The organism is Mycobacterium sp. 20KCMC460, assembly GCF_022179425.1.
Classification (GTDB): domain Bacteria; phylum Actinomycetota; class Actinomycetes; order Mycobacteriales; family Mycobacteriaceae; genus Mycobacterium; species Mycobacterium kiyosense.
The window spans coordinates 443,377-461,608 of sequence record NZ_AP025524.1 but is presented as its reverse complement, the minus strand read 5'-3'; the positions used below and the strand labels follow the sequence as shown (position 1 = coordinate 461,608).

Sequence of the window (18,232 nt, the reverse complement as noted above, 5' to 3'; positions counted from 1 at the left end):
TTTCATGAGCCTCCTCGTGGGGGAGCCATCAAACCGGCCAGGCCGGCGGCAGGATCGGTGAAGGTCGGCGGGGCGGGGGGCGCCTCGGCCGGCAAGCCGGCGGTTGCGGGCGCGTGCGAATTCGACGGAGGCGAAATCGGTTCTGGTGAAACGAAATCCGGTCGCATCCAGTCCTCGCTGTAGGTCACCTCGTTAGGCCGCGCCTGCGCTCCGACCAGTAGGTCCTCACCCAGGGGCGGGAAGTTGTACTGCCGGTTCTTCACGATGGGCGCCAGATATTGCACACACAGCTTCGAGGCCTGTTCGGCCCCCAGCCGGGAGGCCGCCTGGATTGCGCCGCAGAGGAACTGGATCGGATTCGCGAAGTTGTTGATCATCAGTTCACCGGTGAGCGATCCGTTGGCAGGTTCGTAGATGTTGTTGAAATCGGCCATCACGGTGGGGATGCTGTGCAGCGTCTGCTTGAGATCTTCGAGGCTGGCCGTTACGGCGTTGGAGATCGACGTAAGCCTTTCTGTGGCAACGCCGATCGGTTCCCGGTTTTCTGCGACGAAGCTCTGTACATCGTCTACCACCGCGGCCAGATCATGCACAGCCTGTCCTACTGCGGTCGGGTCATCGGCCAACGCGCCCAATACCTGTGCCAGGTTGACATTGAGCTGGCGCAGCAGATGCCCGCTGTCCTGAAGTGCGGTGACCAGCGTCGAGAGATTCTTGATGCTGCCGAAGATGTCCTTGCTGTGATCGCCCAGCGCGGACACCGTCTGCGACAACTTGATGACCGTCTCCCGGATGGCGGGTCCCTGACCGCGCAGGTTGTCGGCCGCGGTGTTGATCAACGCACCGAGCGTGCTGACTCCCCCGGGCTCGGTGGGTTGCAGCATGTCGGTCAAGCGCTCCAACTGCGAGCGAATGGCGTCCCACTCCACCGGTACCGCGGTGCGGTCCTGGGGGATGACCGTCGTACTGCGCATCACCGGCCCGCCTGCGTAGGGCGGGGTGAGCTGGATGGCGCGGCCGGTCACCAGCTGCGGAGACAAGATCACCGCGTGGGCGTCGGCCGGGACCTTGTACTTACGGTCGAACCAGAAGGTGATCTTGGTGCGCAGTGGTTCTGGTTCGATCTTGTCCACCTTCCCGACCGGGACCCCTCGAATGCGGACGTCGTCACCGACGAACAGGCCGGTGCTGTTGTCGAAGTATCCGACCACGATCGTCTTCGCGGTGTGGTCGCCGATGTCGATCACCAGCACCACCCCGGCGATCAACAGACCGACCAGTACCGTCACCAACATGGGCCGCGCGCCGCGGATTCGTTCTGTCACGGTTGGGCTCCGGTAGGTGCAGCGGCTTGGGTCGGGGCCGGGCCGGGCGGCCCCGGAGGCGGCCCGCCCGGCGGCGGCGCCGGCAGCGGCTCGACGTAGGGGTAACACCCGGTGGGGCCGGGCAATGCCAATCCGGGCGGCCCGCAGCCCTGATCGCCGGGGTTGCCGGTGATGGCGTCGGGCAGGGTGCGGCGCGGCTCACCTCCCTGGCCGGTGCGCGGGTAGGGCACCGGCAGGGGCGGTGTGGCAGGCTGACCGGTCTGTGGATCGCTCTGCCGAGATGGCGCCAACGTCGCTGGGTCCAGTCCCAGATCGGAGAATGCGGCGTCGACGAAGGGCTGGACGAATTGGCCGGGCAGCAAGTTCACGACGTAGGCCTTGAAGAACGGCCCCGAGGAGATCGTTTCACCCAGCGACATGGAGTAGGTACTCAGCCCCTTGATCGCTTCCTTGATTCGATCCTTGCGATTGTCGACGATGGTCAGGACACCGTTGAGCTTGTCCAGCGCTGGTTTTAACTGCTGGCGGTTCTCGGCGATGAACGCCTTCAATTGCGTTGCCAGCGTGGAGATGTGGCCGGCCAGCTGATCCAGCGCGGCGCTTTGCGTACGCAACTGGGCGAGCAGCGCATTGGTGTCGCGGACAAGGCTGACAATCCGGTCCGTTCGTCTGGCCAGCACACCGGTGGCTTTGGCGGCGTTCTCCAGCAGGTTGCGTAGTTGCTTGTCGCGGTTGTTCAGGGTTCCGGCGAACCGCGCGACACCCTGTACGGCCTCCCGCAGCTGCGGTGGTGTGTCGGAGAACGTCTGGGCCAGGGTGGCCAGCGAGTCGGACAACTGGTTGGTATTCAGGCCGCTGATCGTGGTGGCGAGGTCGCCGAGCGCCTCGGGCAACTGGTACGGCGAGGTCGTCCTTTGCATGGGAATCGGCTCGGTGAGCTCGCCGTCGCCGCGTGGTGTGACATCGAGTTCCTTGGTGCCCAGCAGTCCCTTGGTCCGAATCGCAGCCTCGCTTCGGTCACCCATGTGGATGTCTTTGGGTACATCGAAGCCGACGAGAACACCGTTGTCCCGCAGCGTGATCGAGGAGACCTTCCCTACCGGAAAGCCTGAGATCTGCACGATCGCGCCTTCGAACAATCCTCCTGCGTCAACGAAATACGCCGCGTAGTCGTTGCTCTGCTTGACTACCGGCAGCATCTGGTTGCCCAACGCGGCGGCGGTGATCGCAACGACCACTAGCATGCCGAGGGCGCCGAGCACCAACGGGTTTCGTTGCGAGAAAGGCTTTTTCATCCTCATCTTGGTGTGCACCGCCCGCTGCTCTGTCCCGCGACCTTGACGTAGACCGGTTGGCCGCCTTTGCCGTTCAGCTTGAGCACGACGTCGCAGAAGTAGAAGCTGAAATAGTCGCCGTAGATACCTTGGCGGTTGAGCATCCGGTAGCTGTCCGGCAGCGTGTTGAGTATTTGATCGAAATACTCGTGGTCGCGCAGCACATTAGCTGCGACGCGGTCGGTTTCGCGTAGCACCTGTCGGGTCGGCGGCCGGATCTGGTGCAGCAGTTCGGCAACCGATCCGGTGGCTGCGTTGGTGTAGGCGACGGCGTTGACGATGTCCGACTTGCGTTCCGCGAGGGCATGGACGAGGTCCGCCAGGTTGGTCACGGCCCGGTCCAGTTGTCCACTTTGCCGGCCCAGCGAACCAAGGACCGCGTTGAGGTTGTTGACCACCTGGCCGATCAACACGTCTCGATCGGCCAGGGTGTTGGTGACCGCGGCGGCTTCACTGAGGAAGGAGCCGATAGCGGGGCCCTGGCCTTGAAAGGCCTGCAGCAGTTGGCCGCTGAGGTCGTTGATCTGCTGCGGACTCAGCGCGCGGAAGAGTGGCCGGAAACCACCGGTCACCGAATCGAGGTCCAGCGCCGGCTGAGTGCGGTCCAGGGGGATCGTTTGGCCGGGCCGGAGCACTTTCGGGTTGCCTGAGCCTGGCACCAGCGCCAGGTAGCGTCCGCCGATGAGGTCGTCATAACGGACTTCGGCGCGAGTGCCCTCCGTCAGCGTCGCGGCCCGGTCGGCACTGAACTCGACGCGAACTGTGGCGTCGCGATTGACGGCGATCGCCTTGACCTTGCCGACCTCGACGCCGGCCACCCGGACCATGTCGCCGGCCCGCAGCCCGGACACATTGGTGAACTGGGCTGTGTACGTTTGCGCGCGTGCGCCGAACCGGAGCTGCGCGAACACCACCACCGTCGCGGCCAGGGCCAGTGCACAGACCATCATGAAAATCCCCAGGCGCCAGACGGTTCCGGTGAGATTCTTGGTCACGGGCGTCCTCCTGTGTCGCGCGAGACGTGTGGCATCACGACGCACCGCCCGATCCGGGGGCCGCGGCGGCATCCGCGGGCGGAACTCCGGGCCACAACGGAACGCCTCCGGGCCCGTACAGCGCAGCCCCGTAGGGCGGGGCTCCCGGATAGGGTTCGGGCCCCGGCGCCGGTCCTGGGAGACACTGACGGATGCTCGGCGGCTCCGGTATGCCCCGGGTGACGGGAAAGTAATTGGCCCAGCAGGGTCGTCCGATGCCCGGATTCGGGCGGATGTCGAGCCCGGTGCCCCACCCGGTATTGGTGATCAATTGGCGCACCGGGAAGTTCTTGGTTGCGTCGGGCAGGGATCCGCATCCTGGCCTTCCGCCGGGTCCGCCCTTGGCGGCGACGGTCGGCAAGTTGTCGGGATACATGTACGGGTCGTTGCCCAGCAGCAGAGCGACGTCGACGACGAAGCTTCGCCCGTTCCCACCGAAAATGCCCTTGCCGTTGTCGATGACCCATTGCGCGCCCTGCAGTGTGCACGCGTAGCTGGGGCTGTACATCTCGAGCAGTCGCGTGGTCGGCTCGAGGCTGTCGATCACGCCGATCAGGTTGTCCTTACTGGTGGCCAACAGGGTGGTGCCGTCCTTCGTGAAGCCAATGGTGTTGAGCAGCAACCGGTCCAGGTCCGCTTTGTGGTCCACCACGGTGGTGCTGGTGGTGGCAGCCGCATCGAGGATGGAGACGATGTTCTTCGCCGCAGCGGTGTAGGTGTCGCTGCCGGCCTGCAAGGCCCTGAGGTCGGCCCGGAACAGGTCCTTTCGGGCATTGAGCGCGGTGAGCACCTCGGTGAGGTCCGTGGTGGCCCGGCCGATCCGTTCACCTCTGCCGCGCACCGCGTCGGCCACGGCGGTCAGAACTGCGTTGAGCTTGACCGGGTCCACCATTTTGAGCAGTTCGACGACGTTCTCGAAAACGGTGTTGACTTCCGTCGTGACGTTGGTGGACCGCAGCACAGCGCCGCCCCGCAACCGTTGTGCGCTGGGGTGTTCCGGATAGACGAGCTCGACGAATTTGGCGCCGAATACGGTGGTGACCGCGATCTTGGCCTCGACATTCGCTGGGATGTAACGGATCTGATCCGAGTCGATATCCAGCTTTATCCGAGCACCACCCTGCCCACCCCCGCTGATCTGGCTGACCCGGCCAACCTCGACGCCACGCAGTTTCACCTTCGCGCCCGTCTCCAGCACCAATCCCGAGCGGTCAGAAGCGAGGGTCACCGGCACCACCGAGCGGAACGTGCCGCGAAATGCTGCCGCAGTCGACAAGGCCAGGACCGCGACCAGGAGCAGCAGGAACAACGGCCACCAACGGGTGGGGATGCGTTGCTCTCTGTGCAGGGGGTTCATGCCGTCATCCCGCCAGATGGAAGTTGCCAGACTGCCCGTACACGGCAAGGGTGACGGCCACCAACACAATGGCGCCGACGACCATCGAGGCACGTACCGCGCGACCGACGGCCTCCCCCACCCCGGCGGGACCGCCCCCGGCGGTGTAGCCGTAGTAGGTGCACACCAGCATCACGACGACGATCATCAGGATGGTCTGCAGGAAGGACCACACCAGGTCGGTGGTGTTGAGGAACGTGTTGAAGTAATGGTCGTACACGCCCACCGCCTGTCCGTAGATGGCCGTGGTGCCGAACCGCGCGGCCAGGAAGCCCGTCATCAGCGCCACGGCATACAGCGGGATCACCACGACGGTTCCGGCGACCACCCGAGTTGCGGCCAGATATGTGACACTGCGGATTCCGATGACCTCCAGCGCGTCGATTTCCTCGTTGATCTTCATGGCACCCATCTGGGCGGTGGCACCGGCGCCGACGGTGGCGGTCAGCGTCACCTGGGCCGTACCGGGCACGATCAGCCGGGGGATGAAGAAGGCCGAGGCGAAACCGGTGAAGGCCTCGACTCCCACCGATTGGAACTGCGTGTAGCCCTGCGCGGCCACCACCGCACCGGTGGTCATCGTCATGAATCCGACGATGACGACCGTCCCACCGACTGCCGCGAGAGCCCCTGACCCCAAACCCATTTGGGCAATCAAACGCAACAACTCCGGCCGATAGTGCAGAACCGCGTCCGGGATGCGGGCGAGTGTGAGGACGTAGAAGCGAGTTTGGTCACCGACGCGGTCCCACTCACCGACGAGTTTGTCCGCCGCCCGCGCCACGCGCGGAAATCGTGCCGCTGGGCTTGGTCCGGTCGACGAATGTGTCATGTCTCGTCCTGCCTCATCGCAACGTGAATTGGACGCCGACCGCAGTGACGATGATGTTGATGGTGAACAGCACCATGAAGGAGAACACCACGGTTTCGTTGACCGCATTACCGACGCCGGCCGGGCCGCCACCGACTGAAATTCCCTTGTAGCAAGCGATCAGGCCCGAGCCGAGGCCGAACAGAAATGCCTTGACGACGGAGACCACTACGTCGCCGAGTCCGGTCACCACCGTCATGCCCGCGACGAAGACGCCGGCTGACACGTGTAGCGCGAACACGCAGAACAGGAACGAGGCCACCATTCCGACGAGCACCACAAGTCCCATCAGCGCCACGGACACCGTCGTCGCGGCCAGCACCCGCGGAATCACCAGGGACTGAATGGGGTCGATACCCATGACCCGCTGCGCATCGAGTTCTTCCCGGATGGTGCGGGCGCCGAGGTCGGCACACATCGCGGTGGCGCTGGCGCCGGCAGTCACCAATACCGTTACCAGCGGTCCGATCTGATTCACGTTGAAGAATGCCGCACCGGCTCCGGAGAAGTCGGCGGCACCGAACTCGCTCAGCAAGATGTTGAAGATGAAGGTGTTGATCAGTGCGTAGGGAATGATCATCAGGACGGCCGGCAACACCGATACTCGCGCCACGAACCACGACTGAAAAAGGTATTCTCGCCACGCCAGTGGCGAGGTGAACAGTTCCACGAAGACATCCAGCGTCATGCCGAAGAATCCGCCCAGTGCGCGGACCGGCTTGGCGACCGGAGCGACGCTCAACAGCATGACCCGGCTTCCGTCTGGAACCCGTTGTCGCCGTTGGCGTGAAGCTCGCCGATGGCAGAACGACAAAGCGCGGATGCCACGTTTGCTCCCTCAGTCTCAGGTCACTCGGTCGGGTGAACGGTGGCGCGGCAGTGATAGCCGACGGCGACGTGTCATTGCGGTCTGCTTACTTCCGAAGCGGCTCGGACAGCAATGCGTCGAAAATGTGGCGTTCGACTTTCTGCGTGAGATCTAGGTGCACGTGCTTGGTTTCGGTGTATTCATCCAGCGACTGCTCACCGAGTTCGCGACCCAGTCCGCTCTGCTTGTAACCCCCGAACGGTAGTGCGGGATCTATCTGATGCCAGTTGTTGATCCAGATCGTTCCTGCGCGAAGGCGTCCGGCGATCTCGACGGCACGCTCGTAGTCGGTGCTCCACACTCCGGCGCTCAACCCGTACTGGGAGTCGTTGGCCTGGCGGATCGCGTCGTCTTCGTCGGTGTAGCGCAACACGCACAGCACCGGACCGAAGATCTCTTCGCGAGCTATCTCCATGTCGTTGCGCACTTCGCTGACGATGGTGGGTTCGATCCAGTAGCCTTTGCGGAAGCGGTCCCCGTCGGGGACACCGCCTCCTAGAACAACTTTCGCACCGTCACGTCGCGCGCTGTCGAGGAATCCGAGCACCCGGTCGCGCTGCCTGGCCGAAATGACCGGTCCCACATCGGTGTCGAAGTCGGTCGTGTCGCCCAGCTTCAACGACGAGGCCCGGTCGACCAGCCGGTCCACCACGAGGTCGTACATGTCGTCCGGTACCAGCAGCCGCGTCCCAGACTCACAGATCTGGCCGGAATAAAGCATGCAGCCGAACAATGCACCGTCGATCGCGACATCCAGATCGGCGTCTTCCAACAAGATTTGGGCGCCCTTGCCACCCAGTTCGAGGGAGACTTTCTTGACCGTTCCCGCGGCGAGTCGCATGATCTCGCGGCCGACAGCGGTGGACCCGGTGAACGCCACCTTGTCGACATCGGGGTGCTCGGCCAGCCGGGCACCGACCGTCGGCCCGGGACCTGTGACCAGATTGAGTACGCCGTCGGGAACACCGCATTCCTGTGCGATCTCGCAAAGGCGCAGCAATGTCAGCGGCGTCTTCTCATCCGGTTTGACTACCACCGAGTTGCCGGCGGCAAGCGCGGGTCCGATCTTCCAGATACCGAGCAGCAGAGGGAAGTTCCACGGCACGATTGCGGCGCAGACGCCGAGTGGTTCGCGGCGTATCACGTTCGTCGACAAAGTCGGGTAGGCCTGGGTCGGCACCTGGCGTTCCCACTGATAGTTAGCGGCCAGCTCGGCGAAGTACAGCAGGTGGGACGCGGCGTAGCCGATGTGGAAGCCGGTCGCCTGCCGTACGGTTGCGCCGTTGGCGTGGATTTCCAATGCGACGAGGTCGTCGAGTTCCTCGCCGAGCCGATCTGCGATCTTCGCCAGCACGGCCGAGCGGTCGGTCGGCGACATACGCGACCAGGAGCCCGACTCGAAGGCCTCGCGTGCCGCTTGTACGGCCGCATCCACATGCTCGGGAGTCCCACGGGCGATTGTCGCGGCGACTTCCTCGGTCGCAGGGTCGCAGATGTCGTCGACATCGTCGGAGTCGACGTGTTTTCCGTTGATGAACATTGCGTAGTGCCTGACGTCGGCTGCCACGGTCACTCCTTCGACTCGGTCAGGTCGAGTCAAGCGTGTCGGTGCAGGTGCTGACTATCACCCGATAGAGATGTTCGGGTAGACCCATCGGGGGTGGTGGCCTCGCGGCGTCGCGCCGCGGGATCGCCCCCTGCCGTCCATGACGCCCGCGCTACGTTGGTTCCTATCGCAGCGGGAACGGCGAAGGAGCTCAACGAATGCGAATCATCACCGTCGAGGAACACTTCGAGCATCCCGAGGTGAGCCGCCGGGTGCTGGAGCTGGGTGGCCCGCCCAGCGGTCTTCCCCTGGAGGAGCTCGCCGCGTTCGGTTCTCTATTCAACGACGACCGCGACGCCGCTACCCGTCTGGGTGGGCATCGGTTGGCGCATATGGATGCCGTGGGCATCGATGTACAGGTCGTCTCGCACGGCAACGGCAGTCCCAGCACTTTGGCCGCGCCCGAGTCGGTTGATCTGTGCCGCGAGGTGAACGATGACCTGGCACAACAAATTTCCGAACACCCCGACCGGTTCCGTGGCTTCGCCACCCTGCCACTCTACGACCCCGCCGCAGCAGCCGAGGAACTACGCCGCTGCGTCGGCGACCTCGGGTTCGTCGGAACGTTGATCGCCGGAACATTCGAGGGACTCTTCCTCGACGACGCGCGCTTCGATCCGATCCTCGCGGCGGCCGAGGCACTGGACCTGCCGATCTACGTCCACCCCGGGCTGCCGCACCCGCAGGTATCGCGGCCCTACTACTTCGGCGACTGGACCGCCGCCACCGGGGTGATGTTCTCCGGGCCCGCGTTCGGGTGGCACGCCGAAGCCGGCATCCACGTCGTGCGACTCATTCTGTCCGGCGCATTAGACCGTCATCCGGGCTTGAAGCTGCTCAGTGGCCACTGGGGGGAGGTGATGGCATTTTGGCTCGAGCGGCTCGACGAGACCTTCGCACTGGTGCGCCCGGGCCATGACCGCAACGTCAGCGATTACTACCGAGAGCAGATCTGGGTCACCCCGTCGGGAATGTTCAGTCAGCATCAGCTTGACCATGTGGTCGCCGCACTGGGCGCCGAGCGGATCGTCTACTCCGAGGACTTCCCCTACGTCAAGCGTGACAATGTCACCGAATTCCTGGTGGAGTCCCGGCTTTCCGAGCAGCAACAGCACGACATCGCGCACCGCAACGTCGAAGCGTTGTTGCGGCTCTGACGGAAGGAGTTTCTTATGAGCTTTCGGAACGGCACCGTGCAATCAGCCGACGGAACGATGGTCGAACACCGCATAGTCGGTGACGGCGGTCCACCGGTGGTTCTGGTGCACGGCGGAATTCAGGCCGCGCAGAGTTTTCAGCGGCTCGCCGAGATGCTGAGCTCCCGCTTCACCGTGTACGTGCCGGACCGGCGCGGTCGAAGGCCGGACGTGCCGGCGGGCGCAGACTACGGGCTGGCACGCGAAGGTGAGGATCTGGAAGCGTTGTTGCGGGCGGTCGGAGCCCGCCGGGTATTCGGCTTGAGTTCGGGTGCAATCATCGCGCTCTACACGGCCATTCAGTACGGCGAGGTGGACAAGCTCGCGCTGTACGAGCCGCCATTGACCATCGATGGTGCCGAGCCTGCGGCCTGGCTGCCGAAATTCGAAGCGGCTTTGACTGATTCGGGCCCGGCGGCGGCGGTAGTCGCCGTGCTGAAAGGGACCGGCGACCGTTCACCGGTGCAGCGGCTGCCGACCTGGTTGCTCACCGGCGTGTTGCGGATTGCGCTCGCCGTCGATGCGAGAACCTCAGGGCCGGCAGATATTTCCCTTCGCGACCTGATACCCACGATGCGCTTGGATGGAATCGCGACGTTGCAGTCGGTGGAATTGGTGAACCCCCGAATCGAGGAATTGCGCGCGCAGGTGCTGCTGCTGGGCGGGGAGAAGAGCGCCATCGCGCTCCATCGCGGACTCGACGCGTTGATGCGGCGGCTGCCCGAGGCCAGGCGCGTCGAGCTCAAGGGGATCGGTCACATCGCGGCCGACAATCGCGGAAAACCCCGGCAGGTCGCGGAGCTGCTCGAAGAATTCTGGGCTGATTGATACGAGCGCCGAACTGGGGAGCTAGTCATCCCTTTCGGGAGATAGCTTCACGGCAACCTCCGCGATGAACTGAGTATCGACTTGCCGACTCGGAGTGAGGTGGTCGTGGCGTTCGTCATAGCGGCACCCTGCGTCGCGGACTATTCGTGCCTGGAAGCCTGCCCGGTGGGATGCATTCGCCCCACTCCCGACGAACCAGAGTTCGATCGCGCCGAGCAGCTGTACATCGATTCCCGTTCGTGCATCGACTGTGCTGCGTGCGTTGAAGCATGCCCGGTCGACGCCGTGTTCGACGCCGAGCGGATCCCCGACCGGTGGCGGCATTACGTCGGCGTCAATCGGGACTACTTCGGTCGGGGCGAAAATGGTTGAGACTTCTACACTGCGTGTCGCGGTGGTGGGAGCCGGCCCGGCCGGAACCTACGCTGCCAGACATTTGCTCGGAGCCGGCGACGGCACGTACGCCGACGGTCGGGTGGCACTGCTGACCGACCGTGCCATCGAGGTCGACATGTTCGAACGGCTGCCGACTCCTTACGGACTGATTCGCGGGGGCGTCGCTCCTGACCATCCGGAAAAGAAGTTGATGGGACAGTTGTTCGAATCACTCACTCGCCGTCCGGAATTCAGGTATTTCGGCAATGTCGAGGTCGGCCGTGACGTCAGTGCCGGCGAGCTGTCGGACTGGTACGACGCGGTCATTTATGCGGTCGGCGCCAGTGACGACCCTGTTCTGGACATTCCGGGCGCGGATCTGACCGGCTGCGTGTCCGCCCGGCAGTTCGTCGGCTGGTACAACGGACATCCCGACCATGCCGATCTGGCAGTCGATCTCAGCGCCGAGCGCGCGATCGTCATCGGTAACGGCAACGTCGCACTCGATGTGGCGCGCATCCTCGCTCACGACCCAGAAATTCTGCGGCGCACCGATATTGCCGATCACGCGCTGAAGGCCCTGGAACGCAGCCGTATTCGCGAGGTCGTGGTCGTGGGTCGGCGCAGTCACCTCCATGCAGCGTTCGGCTGCGCCGAATTGGAGGAACTGGGCCAGTTGGAAGGAATCGGGATCGCCGTCGACGCCGCCGAGTTGGCCCTGGCTGGATCGCCGCCCGGGCTCGCGCGCCGCAAACACGACGCTCTGGTCAGCTACGCGTCCAATCCCAGTGCCGGCGGGGGCCGAAGGATCGCGCTGCGCTTCCTGACCACGCCGATCGCCATCGAGGGCAGCGAGAAGGTGCAAGGTCTGCGGTGGGCGCGCACCGGCCTGGTCGATACCGCCTCAGGCACACGGAATCTCGATCTGGCCGGCGTGTCCGACGTGATTCCGGCCGGCCTGGTGATCAGGTCCATCGGTTACCGGGGAAGTCCGGTTCCGGGGTTACCTTTCGACGAGGTTCGCGGGGTCTTAGCGCACCTTGACGGCCGTATCCGGGGATGCCCAGGCAGCTACGCAACCGGCTGGATCAAGCGCGGTCCGACCGGGGTGATCGGGACCAACAAGAAGTGCGCCCGTGACACCGTGCGCGCGCTCCTGGACGATGCCGCCGCCGGCCTGCTGCCCACGCAGCGCTCACTCGACCGTGCCACACTCGACGCACGGGTACGGGAGCGCGCGAGCGCGGTGGTAGACCTGCACGGGTGGCGTGCAATCGACCTCGATGAGCGACGGGCCGGACACCTCGAGAACCGTCCACGCCGTAAGCACACGCGGATACCCGACCTCGTCAGCGCCGCCCGGGCCGGTCACCCAGTCGGCCCGCAGCGGTACGAGATCATCGTGATCGGGTCGGGGCTGGGCGGGCTGGTCAGCGCCGCGTGCCTGGCGGCTTCGGGCAAATCCGTGCTCGTGCTCGAACAGCACGAGATCCTCGGCGGATGCTCGCAGGTGTTCCGGCGAAAGGGCAAGTGGGAGTTCGACTGTGGCGTCCACTACGTCGGGGGATGCGTGCCCGGTTCGGACAGCTTGATCCCCACCGTGCTCCGCGGTTTGGGAGTCGAGGACCGCATCGAGTGGTCCCGGCTCGACGACGACGGCATGGACACCGTCGTACTGCCTGAACACACCTTCCGAGTGCCGACCAACTGGGACGGGTTCGCCGACAACCTGGCGCAGACATTTCCGGCCGACGCCACCGGACTACGTAACTGCGTGGCGGAACTACGCCTCATCGGCGAAGGGGCGGACCGGATCAACGATGTGCCCCACTCAGTGCGTGTCGTGCTGCCGTTGGCTCGGCGCCCCCGGGAGCTGGCCGTCATCGTGCGGGCCCTGGAGCAGCCGATCGGGCGCATGTTCGACCGCCATCGACTGAGCCCGAAGGCCCGTACCGCCCTGCTGTCGCTGATTCATCTGCATAACACGCCACCGTCTCGGACTCCGGCGTTGTTGGTCGCGGCCCTGCTGCGGCACTACTTCAAGGCCGGCGCCTACTTCCCGACCCAGGGCGGCCAGGTTCTGGCAGCCAATCTGGCCGAGGTGATACTGAGCCATGGCGGCACGATCCGGACCAAAGCGCGGGTGCGTTCGATCGACATCCAAGCCGGTCGCGTCACCGGGGTCACCTTGACCGACGGCGAGGCCATCGGCACCGACATCGTGATCAGCAACGCCGACGCCCACCGGACCTTCCTGGATCTGGTTGGGCCCGAACACCTACGCCGCCGCACCGTGGACCGAATCCGCGCGTTCCGTCGCCCCCACTCGATCTTCTCGACCTACATCGCCGCCGACATCGATATCGCCGCGACGCGCCCGGCGACCAACTACATCCTGCACGGCCGCTACGACGTCCAGACCACCTACGACATGCTCGACCACGGACAGTGGGATCCGCGGGGCTGGCTGGCGATCAGTTCACCGACGCTGAAAACACAGGGGCGCAAGCATTTCGGCATTCCGGGCCACAGCAGTATCGAAGCCTTTACCGCCGTGCCCGCGGAATACGAGTTCTGGGGCGGTGGCGACCCGATGGCGGGGCCGTCCTACAAAGGTTCACCCACGTACATTCAGCGCAAGGCCGAAATCGAGGCCTCGGTCATGGACCGGGTACTCGACACATTGCCGGAGTTGACGGGTCACATCGTCTGGCAGGAATCGGCAACTCCCTTGTCGCACGAGCGTTTTACGCTCTCCCGGATGCCCTACGGCCCTGAGAATGCGAAGGATCAGATCGGACCGGGGCGGCGGCTGTCGGTCCGCACCGAAATCGACGGTCTCTTCCTGGCGGGGGCGTCCACGGTGTATCTCTACGGCATTGCGTTCACCATGCGCGGCGGTGTCGGCACCGCATCACACGTACTCGGGCGCGACCTGCTGAAGGCGTTTTGGGCCGGCGAAGTTATCAGCGATCGGGCGTCGCTGCCGGAGCACGGCCCCGGCTGGGATCCTTTCGATGTCTGTCGCGGGCATGTCCGCAAGGGAGCCCGCGGCGAGCAGCAGTTCGCGGCTACGATAACCGCCGGCTGAGCTGCGTATGTCGGAATAGCCAGAACAGCAACGTATTTCGATGTCACTGGCGCGTCACCTCGCCACCGTTTCACTGGAGCGGACCACGCGGCGACGCCGATACCCGGTCGGGAGACACAGTTACCGCGAATGGGAGGTTCCCGGTGTCACGCGGCCCTCATAGCGTGATGTCATGAACGCCGACACCTCTACCGTCACGTCCGCCGCGTCGAAGACCACGTCACGCAACGGCAACGGTGCCGTGAAGCGCAAGCCGGCCCCGACACAGCCGGCGGCCCCATCGCCACCGGCAGACCGCGTCAAGCAATCGCGCGCGCAGCGGCCGCAGATCACGGACAAGGCCGGTCAGGTCCAAAACGTCGGCCTCGACCAGTTGATGGCCGAAGCGGCCAGCGCGGACAACCGCTTCATCCCCGGATCGGAGTTCGTCAAGGCGCTGGGTGGCCTCGCGACACGACCGGGTCGCCTCGCTGGGCACACCGCGACGATGGTCGGCGATCTGGCCAGAATCCTCACCGGCCAATCCGGGCGGACGCCCGCCAAAGGCGACTCGCGGTTCCGGGACCCCGCCTGGACGCAGAGTTGGTTGTTCCGCCGACTCTGTCAGAGTTATCTCAGCATCAGCGACTTTGCCCGGACCCTCGCCGACGAGCCCGAGCTGGACTGGGCGGACCGGGAACGCCTGCGGCTGGTCGTCGACAATGTGCTCGACGCGCTGGCGCCGACCAACTTTCCGCTGACCAACCCGACGGTCTGGAAGACGACCATCGACCGCGGTGGCGAGAATTTTGTGCAAGGTGCGCGCGCGGCGGTGCGCGACGCGCGATCTCCGCTCAAGTTGCCGGCCAACGTCGACAAGTCCCCATTTCGGGTGGGTGACACGCTGGCCTGCTCACCGGGAGCGGTGGTGCGCCGCGAAGAACGCTTCGAGCTGATTCAATACCGGTCCCGCGTCGACGAAGTGTATGCCACCCCGGTGTTGCTGATCCCACCGATGATCAGCAAGTTCTACGTCGTCGACCTGTCACCGGGCAAGAGCATGGTCGAATTTCTCGGCGATCACCGACTGCAGCCGTTCGCGCTGTCTTGGGCGAATCCGACTCGCGAGGACGCGAATTGGAGCTTGGAGGACTATCTGGAATCCATCGTCGAAGCCATAGAGACCACTCGCGCGATCACTGGCGCCGACGCCGTGCACGTAGTGGGCTTCTGCGCCGGCGGGGTCGCCACCACCACCGCTGTGGCGCATCTGGCCGCGCTCGGCAAGATCGATCACGTCGCAACGCTGAGCCTGATGGTGACCGTACTCGACGTGCGCCGCGGCGGGCCGGTCCTGTCGGTGGCATCCCCCGACGTGGCCGAGGCCGCCAAGGCCAAGGTGCGGCGCAAGGGTTATCTCGCGGGCACCGAGTTGGCGCGCACGTTCGCCTGGTTGCGGCCCAACGAGATGATCTGGAACAACTTCGTCAACAATTACTACCTGGGCAATAAGCCACCGGCGTTCGATCTTCTTTTCTGGAACCAGGATTCGATGAACATGCCTGCGGCGCTGCACGCCGATCTGATGGACATCGGCATGTCCAACCCCCTGGTCACCCCGGGCGCTCTGAACGTGTTGGGCACACCCATCGACCTCGCCCAGATAACCTGCGACAGCTACGTCGCCGGCGGCGAAACCGACCACCTGACGCCGTGGCCGAGTTGCTATCGCAGCGTGGCGATGTTGGGCGGTGACACCCGGTTCGCGTTGTCGACCAGCGGCCATATCGCCGCGGTCATCCACCCACCGGGCAATCCCAAATCCTCCTACCGCATCGGCGACGAATCCTGTGCCACGCCGGAGGAATGGCTGCGCTCCGCTGAGATGCACCAGGGCACCTGGTGGCAAGACTGGGCACCATGGCTTGCGGAGCGTGCCGGCCGGACAGTAAAGGCTCCAAAACAACTGGGCAACAGAGACTTTCGATCCTTAATACCGGCCCCGGGCAAGTACGTGCTCACGCAGTCACCAGGCTGACCCCGATGCCGATCGACGTCGACAAAGCGCTCGGGGCCGTGCTGCCGCAGCGGCGCAGCTCGTGGAGTGCCACCGATGTCATCCTCTATCACCTGGGGCTGGGAGCCGGGTCGGTACCCACCGATCCCGCCGAGTTGGCCTACACCTACGAGGGACGGCTCCGCGTGCTGCCCTCCTACGGGGTGATCCCGGCGGTGCCGATGCTGCCCGACCTGCTCGCTGTGCCCGGCATACAGGTCGACTTGGCTGAATTGCTGCACGGTGAACAGGATTTGGAGATCCACCAAACGCTGCCGGCCGAAGCGGACGTGTGCACCTCGGCCACCATCTGCGACATCTCTGATAAGGGCAGCGGCGCACTGGTGGTGCTCGAGGCCGTCACCGCCGATGCGGCCAGCGGTCAGCCCTTGGTCACCAACCGGTTCAGTGCGTTCATGCGCGGCGAAGGCGGGTTCGGGCGGGCATCGTCGCGTCCGGCGCCGCCGCCGGCTGCCACCCCAGCCGGCGCTCCGGATGCCGAAATAGCTTGTGCGACATTACCTCAGCAGGCTCTGCTGTACCGGCTTTCCGGGGATCTGAACCCGATTCACGCCGATCCCGAATTTGCCGGCCGGGGCGGTTTCGATCGACCTATTCTGCACGGCTTGTGCAGCTACGGGATCGTGTGCAAGGCGGTCGTCGACGAGGTCCTGGGCGGCGATGTCAGCCGCGTCGCCAGTTACCGCGCCCGCTTCGCCGGGGTGGTGTATCCCGGCGAGACGATTGTGGTGCGGATGTGGCGACTCGACGACGCGGTGTTGATCGACGCGGTGTGCCAACAGCGAGGCACCGCGGTGTTGTCGAACGCGGTTATCGGGATCCGCTAGGGCACAATGCTTGTCGGCCGGCGATGCATCGCCGGAGGCGCCCCGTGCACCGCGGCCATCCGCATGTAGCGAAACACCGCCTCGGCGCGATTGGACGCTTTGAGCTTGCGCAGGATGTGCTTCACGTGCGTCTTGACCGTGCCCTCCGAGATCACCAGATGGGTGGCGATCGAACCGTTGCTCTTGCCTTGGGCCATCAAGGACACCACTTCGATCTCGCGCCGCGACAGCAGTGTCTCGATGCCGGAATCGGCGGCCAAAGACGCCGCCACCGGCGCAGCCGCCGCCTTCTCATCGTGCACTTGCCGTCGCCCGAGCACTGTTTGCGAGGTGCACAATTCGTCGGCAGAGTTCGCAATGTCACGCGCCATGCGTTGAATCTCATTACGCGCCGCGCGTAGCCGCTCACTGAGTGCCGTGCGCTGGAAGGCGTAACCGAAACCCTCGGCGAACAGCCACAGCACTGCCATGTCTTCTTCGTCGACGTGGCGGCGGCTGTTATAGCAGTCCGCGTGCAGTAGGCCGATGATCCGCCCATCCGGCATGATCGGCGCCGCGACGTAGGACCGCGACAGCGAGGCTTGCCCGATCGCCGGATTGGTCCGCCGGTCCTGCTGAGCGTCGGACACCAGCACCGGCGCGCGCCGGCGCATGATCTCGCTCTCGATGAGCGGGTGATCGATCTGCATCGGGTGCTCGCGCGCCGCCCGGACGATATCGCTGGCCCATTCTGGGTCGGCCTTGACGTGTACGGCCTCTACCCACCACGTCGACTCCTCGACCCGGGAGACGATGGCGCGGTCGAATCCACACCGACACAACTCGGCCGGTGCCCGGTCGAGCATCTGCTCGACGGAGTCCACGCCGCGAAGCCGCGACAGCGCGTTGCGCACCGCGGCGTAGCGAGCGTTGCGCTGGGCCGCGTGGGCCAGGGCCACGTCGACGCGCAACTGGCCGATCTCGCCCAGCAGACCGACGAAGCGGGTGTCCTGCGGGCGGGGCGCCGGCGCGGTGCCCACGGTGCTGCGCTTTGTCAGCAGGTCGTAAGCGGTGTCCAGTGCGCAACGGACCCGCACGAAGTCGCGGCCGTCGCCGACAGAAGAAAGGGCGCCGGCGCCCGGCAGCTCGGCCACCCGGCTCAACACCGCCATCACCCTTTCCCGCAGTACGGAGTCGCGGAGCGGATCGCCGACCACCGACCACTCGCCGGCATCGGGAAGGCGGGTCGGACGGTGGCGGACCGTGGCTGGTCCCGTGGACCGCCGGTCGGTTTGAACAGTCGCGGTAGTCACACCATCGACGTTAAAGAGACGGCCATCACTTGAACATGTAAGCGGATTCTAAATTCTGGGGCCGGTACTGGAAGATGGTCACAGCCCATGCGGAGCGCTCAGGCTGGCGCCGGCCGGGCCGTCGGGGCGCAGA

General features: G+C 65.0%; 14 protein-coding genes. 6 read left to right on the top strand and 8 right to left on the bottom strand.

Annotated features, from left to right (window positions below; translation table 11 throughout):
• Positions 1 to 2: 2 nt before the first annotated feature.
• The 7 genes from MKCMC460_RS02140 to MKCMC460_RS02110 form a co-directional block, all read right to left on the bottom strand.
• Positions 3 to 1,325, bottom strand: a complete 1,323-nt coding sequence (locus MKCMC460_RS02140; RefSeq protein ID WP_236979557.1) for an MCE family protein — start codon at positions 1,323 to 1,325, stop codon at positions 3 to 5.
• A complete protein-coding gene (locus MKCMC460_RS02135) occupies positions 1,322 to 2,620 on the bottom strand; it encodes an MCE family protein (protein WP_370653057.1) in 1,299 nt (432 codons plus the stop codon). The genes MKCMC460_RS02140 and MKCMC460_RS02135 overlap by 4 nt, the downstream gene beginning before the upstream one ends.
• A gap of 2 nt (positions 2,621 to 2,622) precedes the next feature.
• Complete coding sequence (locus MKCMC460_RS02130; RefSeq protein WP_236979555.1) at positions 2,623 to 3,654, bottom strand: virulence factor Mce family protein; 1,032 nt, start codon at positions 3,652 to 3,654, stop codon at positions 2,623 to 2,625.
• 34 nt (positions 3,655 to 3,688) lie between these two features.
• The gene (locus MKCMC460_RS02125) at positions 3,689 to 5,050 is read right to left on the bottom strand and encodes an MCE family protein (protein WP_236979548.1); all 1,362 of its coding nucleotides are present in this window, start codon (positions 5,048 to 5,050) and stop codon (positions 3,689 to 3,691) included.
• Positions 5,051 to 5,054: 4 nt separating this feature from the next.
• On the bottom strand, positions 5,055 to 5,921 hold the full coding sequence (locus MKCMC460_RS02120; RefSeq protein ID WP_236979546.1) for an ABC transporter permease: 867 nt from the start codon (positions 5,919 to 5,921) through the stop codon (positions 5,055 to 5,057).
• Between the two features lie 13 nt (positions 5,922 to 5,934).
• Positions 5,935 to 6,708 carry an ABC transporter permease gene (locus MKCMC460_RS02115; RefSeq protein WP_236979544.1) on the bottom strand — a complete coding sequence of 258 codons (774 nt, stop codon included), beginning with the start codon at positions 6,706 to 6,708 and terminating at the stop codon, positions 5,935 to 5,937.
• 166 nt (positions 6,709 to 6,874) lie between these two features.
• A complete protein-coding gene (locus MKCMC460_RS02110) occupies positions 6,875 to 8,368 on the bottom strand; it encodes an aldehyde dehydrogenase (RefSeq protein WP_236984540.1) in 1,494 nt (497 codons plus the stop codon).
• 224 nt (positions 8,369 to 8,592) lie between these two features.
• Here MKCMC460_RS02110 and MKCMC460_RS02105 point away from each other — a divergent pair, with 224 nt between their 5' ends.
• The 6 genes from MKCMC460_RS02105 (at position 8,593) to MKCMC460_RS02080 (ending at position 16,807) form a co-directional block, all read left to right on the top strand.
• Complete coding sequence (locus MKCMC460_RS02105; protein ID WP_238305273.1) at positions 8,593 to 9,591, top strand: amidohydrolase family protein; 999 nt, start codon at positions 8,593 to 8,595, stop codon at positions 9,589 to 9,591.
• 96 nt (positions 9,592 to 9,687) lie between these two features.
• On the top strand, positions 9,688 to 10,458 hold the full coding sequence (locus MKCMC460_RS02100; RefSeq protein ID WP_236979540.1) for an alpha/beta fold hydrolase: 771 nt from the start codon (positions 9,688 to 9,690) through the stop codon (positions 10,456 to 10,458).
• A 105-nt stretch (positions 10,459 to 10,563) separates the two neighbouring features.
• Positions 10,564 to 10,830 (top strand): ferredoxin family protein, encoded by a 267-nt coding sequence (locus MKCMC460_RS02095; protein WP_236979536.1) that lies wholly within the window; start codon positions 10,564 to 10,566, stop codon positions 10,828 to 10,830.
• Positions 10,823 to 13,924, top strand: coding sequence for an FAD-dependent oxidoreductase (locus MKCMC460_RS02090; protein WP_236979534.1), 3,102 nt, complete (start codon positions 10,823 to 10,825; stop codon positions 13,922 to 13,924). Before MKCMC460_RS02095 ends, MKCMC460_RS02090 begins: the two co-directional genes overlap by 8 nt.
• A 172-nt stretch (positions 13,925 to 14,096) precedes the next feature.
• On the top strand, positions 14,097 to 15,941 hold the full coding sequence (locus MKCMC460_RS02085) for an alpha/beta hydrolase (protein ID WP_236979532.1): 1,845 nt from the start codon (positions 14,097 to 14,099) through the stop codon (positions 15,939 to 15,941).
• Between the two features lie 5 nt (positions 15,942 to 15,946).
• Positions 15,947 to 16,807, top strand: a complete 861-nt coding sequence (locus tag MKCMC460_RS02080; RefSeq protein ID WP_238305271.1) for a MaoC/PaaZ C-terminal domain-containing protein — start codon at positions 15,947 to 15,949, stop codon at positions 16,805 to 16,807.
• Here the strand turns inward: MKCMC460_RS02080 and MKCMC460_RS02075 are convergent.
• The gene (locus MKCMC460_RS02075; protein WP_236979528.1) at positions 16,804 to 18,099 is read right to left on the bottom strand and encodes a LuxR C-terminal-related transcriptional regulator; all 1,296 of its coding nucleotides are present in this window, start codon (positions 18,097 to 18,099) and stop codon (positions 16,804 to 16,806) included. The genes MKCMC460_RS02080 and MKCMC460_RS02075 overlap by 4 nt on opposite strands.
• Between the last annotated feature and the right edge of the window lie 133 nt (positions 18,100 to 18,232).